At 70.7% G+C, this 15098-nt stretch carries 12 protein-coding genes; 9 read left to right on the forward strand and 3 right to left on the reverse strand.

Going from position 1 to position 15098, the window contains the following annotated elements; genetic code table 11:
• The coding region (locus ADK36_RS04425; protein ID WP_199830104.1) for an NADAR family protein at positions 1-388 on the reverse strand (388 nt) is incomplete at its 3' end.
• A 198-nt stretch (positions 389-586) separates the two neighbouring features.
• Between ADK36_RS04425 and ADK36_RS04430 the strand changes: the two genes are divergently transcribed.
• From ADK36_RS04430 to ADK36_RS04460, 7 genes are all read left to right on the forward strand, one after another.
• The gene (locus tag ADK36_RS04430; RefSeq protein ID WP_053196435.1) at positions 587-2122 is read left to right on the forward strand and encodes a gamma-aminobutyraldehyde dehydrogenase; all 1536 of its coding nucleotides are present in this window, start codon (positions 587-589) and stop codon (positions 2120-2122) included.
• Positions 2123-2194: 72 nt separating this feature from the next.
• Positions 2195-3442, forward strand: a complete 1248-nt coding sequence (locus tag ADK36_RS04435) for an ABC transporter substrate-binding protein (protein ID WP_048587173.1) — start codon at positions 2195-2197, stop codon at positions 3440-3442.
• Between the two features lie 7 nt (positions 3443-3449).
• Complete coding sequence (locus tag ADK36_RS04440; RefSeq protein WP_048587174.1) at positions 3450-4613, forward strand: ABC transporter ATP-binding protein; 1164 nt, start codon at positions 3450-3452, stop codon at positions 4611-4613.
• Positions 4613-5542 carry an ABC transporter permease gene (locus ADK36_RS04445; RefSeq protein ID WP_048587175.1) on the forward strand — a complete coding sequence of 310 codons (930 nt, stop codon included), beginning with the start codon at positions 4613-4615 and terminating at the stop codon, positions 5540-5542. The genes ADK36_RS04440 and ADK36_RS04445 overlap by 1 nt, the downstream gene beginning before the upstream one ends.
• Positions 5543-6343 (forward strand): ABC transporter permease, encoded by an 801-nt coding sequence (locus ADK36_RS04450; protein WP_048587176.1) that lies wholly within the window; start codon positions 5543-5545, stop codon positions 6341-6343.
• Between the two features lie 22 nt (positions 6344-6365).
• Positions 6366-7793: an NAD(P)/FAD-dependent oxidoreductase gene (locus ADK36_RS04455; protein WP_053196437.1), complete on the forward strand. Its 1428-nt coding sequence runs from the start codon at positions 6366-6368 to the stop codon at positions 7791-7793.
• A gap of 133 nt (positions 7794-7926) precedes the next feature.
• Positions 7927-8370, forward strand: a complete 444-nt coding sequence (locus tag ADK36_RS04460) for a hypothetical protein (protein WP_048587178.1) — start codon at positions 7927-7929, stop codon at positions 8368-8370.
• Positions 8371-8412: 42 nt separating this feature from the next.
• Here ADK36_RS04460 and ADK36_RS04465 read toward each other — a convergent pair whose 3' ends face one another.
• The gene (locus ADK36_RS04465; RefSeq protein WP_234329670.1) at positions 8413-9234 is read right to left on the reverse strand and encodes a phosphatase PAP2 family protein; all 822 of its coding nucleotides are present in this window, start codon (positions 9232-9234) and stop codon (positions 8413-8415) included.
• A gap of 222 nt (positions 9235-9456) precedes the next feature.
• Positions 9457-10791, reverse strand: a complete 1335-nt coding sequence (gabT, locus tag ADK36_RS04470; protein WP_048587180.1) for a 4-aminobutyrate--2-oxoglutarate transaminase — start codon at positions 10789-10791, stop codon at positions 9457-9459.
• Positions 10792-11030: 239 nt separating this feature from the next.
• Between gabT and ADK36_RS04475 the strand changes: the two genes are divergently transcribed.
• Together ADK36_RS04475 and ADK36_RS04480 are read left to right on the forward strand one after the other, a co-directional pair.
• On the forward strand, positions 11031-13157 hold the full coding sequence (locus tag ADK36_RS04475; RefSeq protein ID WP_078942779.1) for an ATP-binding protein: 2127 nt from the start codon (positions 11031-11033) through the stop codon (positions 13155-13157).
• A 108-nt stretch (positions 13158-13265) separates the two neighbouring features.
• Entirely contained in the window at positions 13266-14942 is a 1677-nt protein-coding gene (locus ADK36_RS04480) for a PucR family transcriptional regulator (RefSeq protein ID WP_053196441.1), read from the forward strand.
• Positions 14943-15098: the final 156 nt, after the last annotated feature.

A 15098-nucleotide genomic window follows, 5' to 3' on the forward strand; every position in this document is an offset into this window, starting at 1 on the left:
GAAACCCCCGCAGATCCGCGTGCGCCGCGAACTTGTGGACCGACCCCTCGACGACGATCCGGAACCGCTCCCGCTCCCAGACCGCCTCGTCGAACCCCCGCACCAGCCGCCCGGCCTTCTTCGCCACCGACGGATGCCCGGCCGCCAGTACCCGCCGCTCCGCCTCCGCGTCCCCGAACAGCCGGGCCTTCTCCGCCATCATCCAGTGCTCGGCGGTCGCGTACGAGACGCCCGCCACCGTGAACGGCGACTCCCACCACTGGCTCAGACAGCTCGCGCTCACCCGTCCGTCCGGACGTGGCCGGTGCCCCCAGAAGTGCAGATACTTGACTCTCGTCCCCGCACGGATCTCCTGGATCAGGACATCCCAAGAATCGATCTTCGCCATGTGCCCGAGTCTGACAGGCACCACCGACAATCCGTCCCTGGTTTTCAAGGCCCACTCGACACCTGGTCGACAGATTCCGTCGCGTAACCAAAAGGCAACAACGGAATCACTTGTTGGAGCCTTCCTGCTCTGTCAGGATCGGCACTCAAATCGAGCCTGAGCCACGCCGACCCCATCTCGGGGCACGGAGGGAGCGACATGCACAACCCGGGCACCGCCACCCCGGAACGATTCCCGGCCCAGGACCGCTTCGCGGACGGCGCGCAGTACATCGCGGGCCGGCCGGCGAAGGGGACCTCGGGGCGTACCCATGCCGTCGTCGACCCCGCCACCGGCGAGGAGGTGTACACGTACGACCTGGCCAGCACCGATGACGTCGACGCTGCCGTCGCCGCCGCGCGTACGGCCTTCCCCGGCTGGGCCGCGGCCACCCCGGGCGAACGCTCCGACGCGCTGCACCGTTTCGCCGCCGTGCTCGCCGAGCGTGCCGAGGACTTCGCCCGCGCCGAGTCCCTGCAGTGCGGGAAGCCGCTGAAGCTGACCCGTGAGTTCGACGTGCCGGGGACCATCGACAACACCGCCTTCTTCGCGGGCGCCGCCCGGCATCTCCAGGGGCAGTCCGCGGGGGAGTACTCCGGCGACCACACCTCGTACATCCGTCGCGAGCCCATCGGTGTCGTCGGGTCCATCGCCCCCTGGAACTACCCCCTCCAGATGGCCGCCTGGAAGGTCCTCCCCGCGATCGCCGCGGGCAACACCATCGTGCTGAAGCCGGCCGAGCTGACCCCTCTGACCTCGCTTCTCTTCGCCCAGGCCGCCACCGACGCCGGGATCCCGGACGGTGTCATCAACATCATCACCGGGACCGGCAAGGAAGCGGGCGAGCATCTCGTCGGCCATCCCGACGTCGCCATGACCTCCTTCACCGGCTCCACGGCCGTCGGCAAGCGCGTCGCCGAGATCGCCACGGCGACCGTCAAGCGGATCCATCTCGAACTCGGCGGCAAGGCGCCCTTCGTCGTCTTCGACGACGCCGACCTGGAAGCCGCCGTCCACGGCGCTGTCGCGGGCTCGCTCATCAACACCGGGCAGGACTGCACGGCCGCCACGCGCGCGTACGTGCAGCGGCCCCTGTACGAGGAGTTCGTCGAGCGGACCGGCGCCCTCATGGAGGGCGTCCGCCTCGGTGATCCGTTCACGCCGGGCACCGATCTCGGGCCGCTGATCTCCCACGCCCAGCGCGACCGGGTCGCCGGTTTCGTCGACCGTGCGCGTGCCTACGCGCGCGTGGTCACCGGTGGTGAGGCACCGCAGGGCGAGCTCAGGAACGGCGCGTACTACCGGCCCACCCTCGTCGCCGACGCGGCCCAGGACAGCGAGATCGTCCAGTCCGAGATCTTCGGGCCGGTCCTCGTCGTCCTGCTGTTCGACAGTGACGACGAGGGGATCCGGCTCGCCAACGACACCCCGTACGGGCTGGCGGCCTCCGCGTGGAGCCGCGACGTCTACCGGGCGAACCGCGCCACCCGCGAGATCAAGGCGGGGTGTGTGTGGGTCAACGACCACATCCCGATCATCAGCGAGATGCCGCACGGCGGCTACAAGGCGTCCGGCTTCGGCAAGGACATGTCCGCGTACTCGTTCGAGGAGTACACGCAGATCAAGCACGTCATGTTCGACAACACCGCGGTCGCCGCGAAGGACTGGCACCGCACCGTCTTCGGGGACCGATAGTCAGATCAGACAGGAGCGGCAGGCCGACCGACCCGCGGCCTGCCGCCCTCCCTCCGAAAGGGCACCACGCGCATGGAGCAGTACGAGCCCGACCGCCTCTCCCCGGCCCAGGTGGCCGCCATGCGGCGCAGCCTCCGCAACGGCCGGGCCGCCATGACCCGCCGTTCCCTGCTGCGCGCCTCCACGGGCGGCGCGCTCGCGGTGGGCGGCCTCGGGACGCTCAGCGCCTGCGGGATCCCCGCGGCCGGCAAGACCGAGGGCGGCATGTCCGCCGAGGACCACTCGGCGAAGGAGAAGGAGGTCAGCTTCTCCAACTGGACCGAGTACATGGACGTCGATGACTCCGGCAAGCACCATCCGACGCTGGAGCAGTTCACCCGGCGGACCGGCATCAAGGTCAAGTACACCGAGGACATCAACGACAACAACGAGTTCTTCGGGAAGATCAAGCCGCAGCTCGCGGCGGGGCAGGACACCGGCCGGGACATCATCGTCCTCACCGACTGGCTCGCCGGGCGCCTCATACGCCTCGGGTGGGTCCAGAAACTGGACGCGTCCAACCTGCCGCACGCCTTCGCCAACCTGTCCCAGCAGTTCCGCGATCCCGACTGGGACCCGGGACGGGCGTACTCGTACCCCTGGCAGGGCATCTCGACGGTCATCGCCTACAACAAGAAGGCGCTCGACGGCGTCGAGGTGAAGACGGTCTCGGACCTGCTCGACAACCCCAAGCTCAAGGGCCGCGTCGGCTTCCTCACCGAGATGCGCGACACCATCGGGATGACCCTGCTCGACATGGGCAAGGACCCCGCCAAGTTCACCGACGACGACTACGACGCGGCGATCGCCCGGCTCCAGAAGGCCGTCGACAAGAAGCAGATCCGCCGGTTCACCGGCAACGACTACACCTCCGACCTCACCAGCGGCGACTTCGCCGCCTGCCTCGCCTGGGCCGGGGACGTCGTACAGCTGAAGGCCGACAGTCCGGACATCGACTTCCTCATCCCGGACAGCGGCTACATGACGTCCAGCGACAACATGCTGATCCCCAACAAGGCCCGTCACAAGACGAACGCCGAGCGGCTCATCGACTACTACTTCGAGCCGAAGCCCGCCGCCGAGCTCGCCGCCTACATCAACTACGTCTGTCCCGTGGACGGCGTGAAGGAAGAGCTTGCGAAGATCGACGAGGACGCGGCCAACAACCCGCTGATCCTCCCCGACAAGGCCATGCAGGCACAGTCCCGCGCCTTCCGCTCCCTGAGCTCGAAGGAAGAGACGGCCTACGAAGAGAAGTTCGCGAAGCTCACAGGGGCGTGACCACACCATGACGAACGACACCAGCGGCGACGTCCGCCTCTCCGGCATAGCCAAGACCTACGGCTCCTTCACCGCCGTACACCCGCTCGACCTGACCGTGCCACAGGGCTCCTTCTTCGCCCTGCTCGGCGCCTCCGGCTGCGGCAAGACCACCACCCTGCGCATGATCGCCGGCCTGGAGGAACCTTCCTCCGGCACCGTCCACCTCGGCGACCAGGACGTGACGGCCCTCCCGCCGTACAAGCGGCCGGTGAACACGGTCTTCCAGTCGTACGCCCTCTTCCCGCACCTCGACATCTTCGAGAACGTCGCCTTCGGCCTGCGTCGGCGCGGCATCAAGTCGGTGAAGAAGCAGGTCGAGGACATGCTGGAGCTCGTCCAGCTCGGCGAGCAGGCCCGCAAGAAGCCGCACCAGCTCTCCGGTGGCCAGCAGCAGCGCGTCGCCGTGGCCCGCGCGCTGATCAACCACCCCAAGGTGCTCCTCCTCGACGAGCCGCTCGGCGCCCTCGACCTCAAGCTGCGCCGCCAGATGCAGCTGGAGCTCAAGCGCATCCAGACCGAGGTCGGCATCACCTTCGTCCACGTCACGCACGACCAGGAGGAGGCCATGACGATGGCCGACACGGTCGCCGTGATGAACGCGGGCCGCGTCGAGCAGCTCGGCTCGCCGACCGACCTGTACGAGAACCCGCGCACGACGTTCGTCGCCAACTTCCTCGGCACCTCCAACTTCATCGAGGCCGAGGTCGACTCCAAGAGCGGTGACGACATCGTGCTGAAGGCGGGCGGCGGCAAGCTCGTCCTCCCCGAGGCGCGGTGCAGCGCGCCCACGGCGACCGGTGGCAAGGTGCTGGTCGGCGTCCGCCCGGAGAAGATCTCCCTCACCCCGGCCGACGACGCGGGCGAGATCCCCGAGGGCCGTAACCGCATCACCGGCAGGATCGCCGACTCCTCCTTCATCGGCGTCTCCACGCAGTACGTCGTCGACAGCCCGGTCTGCTCCGGGTTCGAGGTCTACGCCCAGAACATCGACCGCGACTCCCGGCTCGTGCCCGGCGCCGAGGTCGTCCTGCACTGGAACCCGGCGCACACCTTCGGCCTGGATGCCGCACAGTCCCTGCTTGCTGGGACAACGGGCTCCGCGGGCATCCAGGAAGAGGCGGCGGTCTGATGGCGACACTGACCGAGGCGCCACCGCCTCTGACCCCGACGGCTCCCGAGAAGAAGCCCCCGCGCAAGCGCGGCCGTCTCGTCCCGTACTGGCTGCTGCTCCCCGGCATCCTGTGGCTGCTGGTCTTCTTCGCGCTGCCGATGATCTACCAGGCCTCCACGTCCGTGCAGACGGGCTCCCTGGAGGAGGGCTACAAGGTCACCTGGCACTTCGCCACCTACTGGGACGCGCTGTCCGAGTACTACCCGCAGTTCCTGCGCTCGGTCCTCTACGCCGGCTCGGCGACGATCCTGTGCCTGATCCTCGGCTACCCGCTCGCGTACCTCATCGCCTTCCGCGCGGGCCGCTGGAAGAACCTGATCATGATCCTGGTGATCGCGCCGTTCTTCACCAGCTTCCTGATCCGCACCCTCGCCTGGAAGACGATCCTCGCGGACGGCGGCCCGGTCGTCGGCGCCCTCAACACGCTGCACGTCCTGGACGTCACCAGCTGGCTCGGCATGACCTCCGGCGACCGCGTGCTGGCCACGCCGCTCGCGGTGGTGTGCGGTCTGACGTACAACTTCCTGCCGTTCATGGTCCTGCCGCTGTACACCTCGCTGGAGCGCATCGACGGCCGGCTGCACGAGGCGGCGGGCGACCTGTACGCCAAGCCGATCACCACCTTCCGCAAGGTCACCTTCCCGCTGTCGATGCCGGGGGTCGTCTCCGGCACGCTGCTGACCTTCATCCCGGCGGCCGGCGACTACGTCAACGCGGACCTGCTCGGCTCCACGGACACGCGCATGGTCGGCAACGTCATCCAGACGCAGTTCCTGCGGATTCTGGACTATCCGACGGCCGCGGCGCTCTCCTTCATCCTCATGGCCGCCATTCTCGTCATGGTGACGGTCTACATTCGGCGTTCCGGTACGGAGGATCTGGTTTAGATGGCCTTCGTCAATTGGCTCAAGCGCAATCTCGTCGTCATCGCGGGACTGCTGACGCTCGCTTATCTCCTGCTGCCGAACCTCGTCGTCACGATCTTCTCCTTCAACAAACCGAAGGGGCGCTTCAACTACGAATGGCAGGAGTTCTCCACGGCCGCCTGGCAGGACCCGTGCGGAGTCTCCGATCTGTGCGGATCGCTGTCCCTCAGCCTCCAGATCGCCTTCTGGGCGACCCTCGGCGCCACGCTCCTGGGCACGATGATCGCCTTCGCGCTGGTCCGCTACCGCTTCCGCGCGCGCGGCGCCGTGAACTCGCTGATCTTCCTGCCGATGGCGATGCCCGAGGTCGTCATGGCGGCCTCGCTGCTCACCCTGTTCCTCAACATGGGCGCCCAGCTCGGCTTCTGGACGATCCTCATCGCCCACATCATGTTCTGCCTGAGCTTCGTCGTGACGGCGGTGAAGGCGCGCGTGATGTCGATGGACCCGCGGCTGGAACAGGCCGCCCAGGACCTGTACGCCGGCCCGGTCCAGACGTTCGTCCGGGTCACCCTGCCGATCGCCGCCCCCGGAATCGCGGCGGGCGCGCTACTCGCCTTCGCGCTCTCCTTCGACGATTTCATCATCACCAATTTCAACGCGGGTTCCACCGTCACCTTCCCGATGTTCGTCTGGGGATCGGCGCAGCGCGGAACGCCCGTTCAGATCAATGTCATCGGTACGGCCATGTTCGTCGTCGCCGTACTGTTCGTCCTGGCCTCCATGGTCATCGGAAGCCGCCGTAACAAGCAAAAGGCATAAGCCCCTGTAGGGAGTTGAAATCATGGCCCCGAGCGCCATGAGTTCTGGCAATCACTGGACGAAGGCACTCTCCGACGCCCAGCCGGTCCCGTACTGGCTGGACGACCCCGGCCGACCCCGCCCCGAGCCCGCGCTCACCACGGCCGAGACCTGCGATCTGCTGGTCGTCGGCGGCGGCTACAGCGGACTGTGGAGCGCGCTCATCGCCAAGGAGCGCGACCCGCAGCGGGATGTCGTCCTGCTCGAAGGCCGCGAGGTGGGCTGGGCCGCCTCCGGCCGCAACGGCGGCTTCTGCGCCGCCTCCCTCACCCACGGTCTGCCCAACGGGCTCACCCGCTGGCCGGACGAGATCCACCAGCTGGAGGAGCTGGGCGCCCGCAACCTCGACGGGATCGAGAAGGCGGTCGCCCGCTACTCCCTGGACTGCGACTTCGAGCGCACGGGCGAGGTCGACGTCGCCACCGAGACCTACCAGGCGTGGGAACTGCGCGACTGGTACGAGGAGTTGAGGGGGAAGGGCCTCGCCGACGGGGTCGAGTTCCTGGACGCCGAGGCCGTCCGGGCGCAGGTCGACTCACCGACGTTCCAGGCGGGCCTCTACGACCGCCGGGGCGTCGCCATGGTCAACCCGGCCAAGCTGGCGTGGGGCCTGAAGCAGGCGTGCCTCGACCTGGGCGTCCGCATCTACGAGCACACCCCGGCCCTCACCCTGAAGCCGTACGGCGCCGGCATGGCCGTACGCACCCCCTACGGCCAGGTCCGCGCCCGCAAGGTCGCGCTCGGCACCAACATCTTCCCCAGCCTGGTCAAGCGCGTCCGCGCCTACACCGTCCCGGTCTACGACTACGCCCTGATGACCGAGCCCCTCACCGAGGACCAGCTCGCGTCGATCGGCTGGAAGAACCGCCAGGGCCTGGGGGACTCGGCCAACCAGTTCCACTATTTCCGTCTCTCCGCCGACAACCGCATCCTGTGGGGCGGCTACGACGCCATCTACCAGTACGGCGGCCGGGTGCGGGCCGAGTACGACGACCGCCCGGAGACGTACGCCAAGCTCGCAGGGCACTTCTTCACCTGCTTCCCGCAGCTGGAGGGCATCCGGTTCACGCACGCGTGGGGCGGCGCGATCGACACCTGCTCGCGCTTCTCGGCGTTCTTCGGGACCGCCCACCAGGGCAGGGTGGCGTACGCGGCGGGCTTCACGGGCCTTGGTGTGGGCGCCACGCGCTTCGGTGCGGACGTGATGCTGGACCTGCTCGCGGGGGAGTCCACCGAGCGGACGCGGCTCGAAATGGTCCGCAAGAAGCCGCTCCCCTTCCCGCCGGAGCCCTTCGCCTGGACGGGCATCGCGCTCACCAAGTGGTCGCTGGCCCGGGCCGACGCGCACGGCGGGCGGCGCAACCTGTGGCTGAAGACGATGGACCGGCTCGGCCTCGGTTTCGACAGCTGAGGTCGGCTCAGGCTCGAATGTGACCCAGGTCACCATAAACTGGTGGTGAAAACCCGCGTAATGCCCGGCCGGTGACCTCCCTCTCCCTCGTGACGCGATCAGCGTCCACGCAGAGAACAGGGAGGTCACCGTCATGACAGGGGCGAAGACGGCGGTCGAGTGGCTGGCATCGGTTGCGCCGGATCCTGAAGCCTGCCGTTGGGAGTGGGAGCGCCACCCCCTCGGGGTCGCGCTGCTGCCGGCCGGCAAGGCCTGGGACGTGCTCATCCTTCCGGGCGAGCTCGGCTATCCGACCCTCGACGTCCTCACCCGCGTCCTCGACCAGCCGGGCCCGGTCCTGGTCGACTTCGGCGACTCGCGGATGGGCTTCTTCGTGCCGCCCGGCACGGCGGCCCGCTGGCTCGGCACCGGCATCCGTACGGCCGGGGCCGGTACCTGGATCGTCGTCCCGTACCCGGGCCGCTCCGTCGGTGCCGTCCGCTGGCTGGTCCCCCCGGACGGCACCGGCACCCTCACGGACCCGGCCCTCCTCGAACTGGCCATGCATGAGGCTGTCGCCGGCCTCGCCGACGACTGAGGCAGGTGCGCGCTGGGTCGTCGGCCGGCGGCCCCGCGCCCCTCAAGGGCGTTGCCGAACCGCCGAATGACCGTGACGGTCCCGTCGGGCGAGGTACAGCCACAGCAGCGAGAGCAGCACCGTGCAGAGGCACCAACTGGCCACCACGTCCAGGGGCCAGTGGTAGCCGCGCCGCACCAGCCCGAGGCCGACGCCGAGGTTGAGGGCGGCGCAGGTGACGAGGAGCGCGCGGCGGGCGAGCGCGGTGGTCAGCCACGGGAGGAGAAGCAGGGCCGCGGCACCGTAGGCGATGGCGGCCGTGGCCGTGTGGCCGGACGGGTAGTAGCCGGTGGCGGGCGGTACGACCGGGGTGCCGGGGCGGTCGGTGAGGATCTTGAGCGGGACCACCAGCGCCGGGACCAGCGCCATGAGCAGGGCCGCGGAGGTGGCCGGCAGCCACCAGTGGTGTGTACCAATGCGGCGATGCCGCCAGGTGACGTATCCCAGGGCCACGGCGAGGACCGGCACCGCGACCGGCACATTGCCCAGGTCGGCGAGGAGTTCGGAGAAGCGGTCCGGGTGGACCAGGGCCCGGCTGGCCGCCGCGTCGACGTCCAGCAGGCGGCCGACGCTCATCACCTGCCAGGTGATGAGCGCGAAGAGAAGGGCGGGAAGCCCGAGCAGGAGGAAGAGGGAGGTCGGCCGCCCCGGAACAGGGGGGGTAGTTCCGGGGCGGCCGTCCGGACCGGATCGTCGCACGCCCCGGGGGGTTTGGGGCGGGCGACTGTCCGATCGGTGAGGAGATCCGGAGCCGGAAGCTCCGGGTGTGTGCGCGAGGGCACGACCAGGTCGAAGCTGGGGAGGCCTCGGCCCGATGTCGCCCAGAGTCCCCTCTGGGCGGGGTGTATCTCTCATCTGGTTAGAACCTACGACAGGGCGATGGCGTTAGACAGACGGAATCGAGTCCTGACATCCACCTCGCACACCTTCTTCACACGCTCTGACGGTAGCCGCCCCAGCCCCGGAATCGCGAACGGCGACAGGGCTGGGGCGGACGGGGGCCCCGGGACGGGGACCCCGGCGTTCACCAGTGGTTTTGCTGTGACCTCAGATGCGGGTGAAGGCCTGCTCGATGATGTCGAGGCCCTCGCTCAGGAGGTCCTCGCCGATGACCAGCGGGGGCAGGAAGCGCAGCACGTTGCCGTAGGTGCCACAGGTCAGGACCAGCAGGCCCTCGGCGTGGCAGGCCTTGGCGAGCGCGGCGGTCGCCTCCGCGTTCGGCTCCTTGGTGGCGCGGTCCTTGACCAGCTCGATGGCGATCATGGCGCCGCGGCCCCGGACGTCGCCGATGATGTCGAACTTCTCGGCCATCGCGGTGAGGCGGGCCTTCATCGTGGCCTCGATCGCCTTCGCCCTGGCGTTGAGGTCCAGCTCCTTCATCGTCTCGATGGAACCGAGCGCACCCGCGCAGGCGACCGGGTTGCCGCCGTAGGTGCCGCCCAGGCCGCCCGCGTGCGCGGCGTCCATGATCTCCGCGCGGCCGGTCACGGCGGCGAGCGGCAGACCGCCCGCGATGCCCTTCGCGGTCGTGATCAGGTCGGGGACGATGCCCTCGTCCTCGCACGCGAACCACTGGCCGGTGCGGCAGAACCCGGACTGGATCTCGTCGGCGACGAAGACGATGCCGTTGGCCGAGGCGAACTCGCGGATCGCCGGCAGGAAGCCCTTGGCCGGCTCGATGAAGCCGCCCTCGCCCAGCACCGGCTCGATGATGATCGCGGCCACGTTCTCCGCCCCGACCTGCTTGCTGATCTGGTCGACGGCCTGCGCGGCGGCCTCCGGGCCGGCGTTCTCCGCACCGGTCGGCCAGCGGTAGCCGTACGCCACCGGCACCCGGTAGACCTCGGGCGCGAACGGGCCGAAGCCGTGCTTGTACGGCATGTTCTTCGCGGTCAGCGCCATCGTGAGGTTCGTACGGCCGTGGTAGCCGTGGTCGAAGACGACGACGGCCTGGCGCTTGGTGTACGCCCGGGCGATCTTGACGGCGTTCTCGACGGCCTCGGCGCCCGAGTTGAACAGCGCCGACTTCTTCGCGTGGTCACCCGGGGTGAGCTCGGCGAGGGCCTCGGCGACCTCCACGTAGCCCTCGTAGGGGGTGACCATGAAACAGGTGTGGGTGAAGTCGGCGAGCTGGGCGGAGGCCCGGCGTACGACCGCCTCGGCGGACGCGCCGACGGACGTCACGGCGATGCCCGAACCGAAGTCGATGAGCCGGTTGCCGTCGACGTCCTCGATGATGCCGCCGCCCGCGCGCGCGGTGAACACGGGCAGCACGGAGCCCACGCCCTGCGCGACCGCGGCGGTACGGCGGGCCTGAAGCTCCTGCGACTTCGGGCCGGGGATGGCGGTGACGATCCGGCGCTCCTGCGGAAGTGCGCTCATGAGGGGCTCCTGGGGGTGTTGCGGACGCTTGTCTTCTCTTTTCTCGCAGGCTAGGGCGGGGAGTGAGGGGTGGGCATGCTCCATGTGGGCGTTGTCAGGAGGGCGGGTTGTCCGTGATGGACATAGCGTTCGCGAAGACGCCCGGCCGTGTAAGCGGTGAACTCACCATGCAAGGGCGTTAGATTGGCTCGCTGATGGTGGATGGCACGGATGGAACGGCTGGTCAGGGGGCAAGGGCGATGGACAGCGACGGGACGCAGGACGCGCGGGGTACGCACGCGACTCCTGTACCGCGCCCGGCGGTGCCCCCGGAGGCGCCCGCGATGCCGCCACGGCCGACGCGGGCGCCCGGCACGGGCGCGCGGCCGGACAGCTCGGCGTTCCTGACCTGGCTCCGGGCACCTCGACCGGAGGCGCAGCCCGGCGTGTGGCGGCTGGGGCATGTGCCCCGGCCGGACGAGGAGCCCGAGCGGATTCCGACACGGCAGCTGCTCAGCGGGGCGCTGATCGCGTTCCTGGTGGGGTGGCTGATCTGGTCGCTGCTCTGGAACGGCTATCTCGGCGGCTGGTGGGTGCTGCCCCTGGAGCTGTTCACCCCGGACTCCTGGCGCGAGAACAACGACCGCGTCGGCAACGCGATCCTCTGGTACAGCTACTACACGCTGATCGCCCTCGTCATCATGGTGGGCGTCGGCCGCCTGGGCCGCTGGGGCGAGATCTGGCGCCGCTTCGGCCCGCCCGCCTGGAGCAGGGCGGCCCCGGCACCCGAGCGGCCGCCCGCCCCCGAGCAGGACCCCGCGTCCTGGCCCGCGCTCCGCGCCGCCGGTGCCGCGGACGCCGCCGAGCGGCTCGCCGCCGAGGCCCGCTCCGGGCTGATGCGCGACGTCGACTACGCCCGGCTCACCCGCGCCTGGCAGGGCGTGCGCAGCGGGCGGCACAACCTCGCCACCTTCAGCGGCGCCGTGCTCAAGGACGGCGCCGCCGCCTGTCTGCACCCGTCGGGCGAGCGCGACGTGCCCGCCCGGGTCGCCCGGCACGACCTCGTCAGCGGCCAGGTGCGGCTCGGCACGACCGCCGACGACCCGCGCAACCCGTACGCCTACCGGGGCACCGGGCTCGGCCTCGGACCCGACCTGCTCGGCACCTCCCTGCTCGCCGTCGGACCGGCCGGGTCCGGCAAGACGGCGACCGTCGTGCGGCCGCTCACCGAGTCGCTGTGTCTGCACGCGCTGGCCGGACGGGCCGCCGTGGTGGTCGTGGGCGCGGCGGGCGCGGGGCTCGGACCGGAGGACGCGTTCGACGTCGTCGTACGGATCGGGAATCCGGACTCGGTCTACGACCTGGACCTGTACGGCGGTACCGGCGACCCCGACGAGGCCGCCGCCGTGCTCGCCGAGGCGCTCGTCGGAGACCTGGCCGACCCTCACCCCGGCAGCGACAGCCGCCGCTCCACCACCGTGCTGGCCCAGCTGCTCGGGCCGTTCCGGGCGGTCCACCAGCGCTTCCCGTCCGTGGCCGAGCTGCGGCAGCTGCTGGACGGCGCGCCCGGGGCGCTCGGCGCGCTGCGTACGGCGCTGGAGGGGTCCGGACAGGAGGGCCTGCTGCGTGAACTCGACGCCCGCGAACGGCAGTTGGGGCATCCCGGTGATGTGGCGGCCGTGCTCGCGGACCGGGTGGCGCTGCTGGACCGGCCGGCCTTCGCCGGGTTCTTCGACACCTCGGGGCAGTCGCGGCCGTTCTCGCTGAAGGCCCTCGACCACCCCGTCCGGGTCCGCATCGATCTGCCCGCGCGCGGGCACGCCGAGGCCTCGCGGATGCTGGCGCGGCTGGTGCTGGCGCAGTTCACGGCGAGCATCGCGGTACGGGAGGACCGGTCGCTGTTCGCCTGTCTGGTGCTGGACGACGCGACGGGGGTCGTGACGCCCGAGGCCGTCCGGGGGATCCAGCGGCTGCGGTCGGGCAACGCGGGCGCGGTGCTCACGCTGCGCAGCCTGGACGACGTACCGAGGCCGCTGCGGGGGCCGCTGCTCGGGTCTGCCGGGTGCCGGATGGCGCTGGCCGGGGTGACGCCGTGGGACGGACAGGACTTCGCCGAGGTGTGGGGGAAGGAGTGGACCGAGGCGCGGGACGTCACCGACCGGCAGATCATCGCCGAGACCCCGGCCGGGAAGGCGGTGCACGCGCTGCGGCGGGTGATCACCGGCAAGGCGCCGACCGCGCGGGCGGTGACCGTGCGGCAGGTCGAGCGCGAGCGCTGGTCGGCGTCCGAACTGGCGCACGGGGTGCCGCCGGGGCACGCCGTGCTGTCGCTGACCAGCGTCAATGGCGAGCACGCGCCGCCGTTGCTGGTGGATCTGCGGGGTTAGGTCCGGACTTCACGTCACCCCATGACCGTACGGTGAGGCAGAATCGTCACAGGCTGTTCATACATGGCGGCCAAAAGATCACAACGATCACACCGACCTGAAGGCCTCATGCCACCCACGCTCGCCTCGCTGGTTCATCACTCCGCGCTGAAGCTGACCGTGCGGGCGGGCGAGGACCGCCTGGACGTGCCCGTGCGCTGGGCGCACGTCAGTGAGCTCGCCGACCCGGTCCCCTATATGGAGGGCGGGGAACTGCTGCTGGTCACCGCGCTCAAGCTGGACGCGGAGAACCCCGAGACGATGCGGCGCTATGTGCGGCGGCTGGTCGGGGCGGGCGTGGTCGGGCTCGGCTTCGCGGTCGGCGTCAACTACGAGGAGATCCCCGAGGCGCTGGTCGACGCGGCGGCGGCGGAGGGCCTGCCGCTGCTGGAGGTACCGCGCCGTACGCCCTTCCTCGCCATCAGCAAGGCCGTGTCGGCGGCGATCGCGGCGGACCAGTACCGGGCGGTGACGGCCGGGTTCGCGGCGCAACGGGAGCTGACCAAGCAGGCGTTGACCGACGGGCCGGAAGGGCTGCTGACCGCGCTGGCCTCGCAGGTGGACGGCTGGGCGGCGCTGTACGACGCGTCCGGGGCCGTGGTCGCGACCGCGCCGGAGTGGGCGGGGCGGCGGGCGGCCCGGCTCACGGCGGACGTGGAGCGGCTGCGGGACCGGCCCGCGCCGGCGTCGTCCGTGGTGGGCGGGCCGGAGAACGAGGACCGGGTCGAGCTGCACACCCTGGGCACCGGGCGGCGGGCCCGCGCCGCGCTGGCCGTGGGGACGGCGGCGGCGCTCGGCACGGCGGAACGGTACGCCGTCCACTCCGCGATCGCGCTGCTGACCCTGACCACCGAGCGGTCCCGGTCGTTGCAGGCCGCCGAGCAGCGGGTGGGGGCGGCGGTGCTGCGCATGCTGCTCGCCGGGGAGCCGGATCATGCGCGGGCCGTGGCGGGCGACCTCTACGGAGGGCTGCTGGACGCGCCGTTCCGGGTGATCGTCACCGAGGCGGCGTCGGTGTCGGCGGCGCGGGTCGTCGACACCGGGGCGCGGGCGGCCGTCACCAAGGCCTCCGCCGCGGCGCTGGCCGCCGCCACCGGCGCGAACGGCGATCCGCTGGGTGCGCTCACCGAGATCGTGGAGTCCGCCGCGGCCCGGGCCGGGGAGGCGGTGCTGGTGGTGCCGGAGGGCGAGGGGGAAACGGCGCGGCTGGTGGTGCTCGCGGCGGACGGGGGCGCGGCGGTGGCGGCGTGTGCGGAGTACGCGGCGGCGTTGGAGGCGGCGCGGTCGGACGCCGTACCGGAGCAGTCGGGTGCCGACGAGGACGAACTCGTCGTCGGGCTCTCGGCGCCGGTCGGGCCCATCGCCGCCGCGGCCGCCTACAAGCAGGCCGAGCAGGCGCTGTCGGTGGCTCGGCGGCGGGGGCGGGTGCTCGTGGAGCACGAGCAGTTGGCGGCGGGGTCCGTGCTGCCGTTGCTCGCGGACGATGCGGTGAAGGCGTTCGCGGACGGGCTGCTGCGGGCGCTGCACGAGCATGACGCGACGGGGCGGGGGGACCTGGTCGCCTCGCTGCGGGCGTGGCTGTCGCGGCACGGGCAGTGGGACGCGGCGGCCGCGGATCTCGGGGTGCATCGGCACACGTTGCGGTACCGGATGCGGCGGGTCGAGGAGATTCTGGGGCGGTCGCTGGACGACGCGGATGTGCGGATGGAGCTGTGGCTGGCGTTGAAGGCGACGTCACCGGAGTAGACGGATCTCGCCCCCTCCGCCCCTACCCGTCCCATCCCAGGACTCCGCCCCAGGCATTTTCAGCCCGTCCGGCGTTTGAGGACGAGGCCCGAAGGGCCGACAGCGGGGGTCTGGGGGCGGCAGCCCCCAGGGATGGGACGGGTAGGGGCGGCGGGG

It is taken from the genome of Streptomyces viridochromogenes, from assembly GCF_001270495.1.
GTDB lineage: Bacteria > Actinomycetota > Actinomycetes > Streptomycetales > Streptomycetaceae > Streptomyces > Streptomyces viridochromogenes_A.

Bases quoted from the DNA above. Each gene is read 5' to 3' on its own strand.
- ADK36_RS04430 (WP_053196435.1), top strand. From the start codon at position 587: ATGCACAACCCGGGCACCGCCACCCCGGAACGATTCCCGGCCCAGGAC.
- ADK36_RS04435 (WP_048587173.1), top strand. From the start codon at position 2,195: ATGGAGCAGTACGAGCCCGACCGCCTCTCCCCGGCCCAGGTGGCCGCC.
- ADK36_RS04440 (WP_048587174.1), top strand. From the start codon at position 3,450: ATGACGAACGACACCAGCGGCGACGTCCGCCTCTCCGGCATAGCCAAG.
- ADK36_RS04445 (WP_048587175.1), top strand. From the start codon at position 4,613: ATGGCGACACTGACCGAGGCGCCACCGCCTCTGACCCCGACGGCTCCC.
- ADK36_RS04450 (WP_048587176.1), top strand. From the start codon at position 5,543: ATGGCCTTCGTCAATTGGCTCAAGCGCAATCTCGTCGTCATCGCGGGA.
- ADK36_RS04455 (WP_053196437.1), top strand. From the start codon at position 6,366: ATGGCCCCGAGCGCCATGAGTTCTGGCAATCACTGGACGAAGGCACTC.
- ADK36_RS04460 (WP_048587178.1), top strand. From the start codon at position 7,927: ATGACAGGGGCGAAGACGGCGGTCGAGTGGCTGGCATCGGTTGCGCCG.
- gabT (WP_048587180.1), bottom strand. From the start codon at position 10,791: ATGAGCGCACTTCCGCAGGAGCGCCGGATCGTCACCGCCATCCCCGGC.
- ADK36_RS04475 (WP_078942779.1), top strand. From the start codon at position 11,031: ATGGACAGCGACGGGACGCAGGACGCGCGGGGTACGCACGCGACTCCT.
- ADK36_RS04480 (WP_053196441.1), top strand. From the start codon at position 13,266: ATGCCACCCACGCTCGCCTCGCTGGTTCATCACTCCGCGCTGAAGCTG.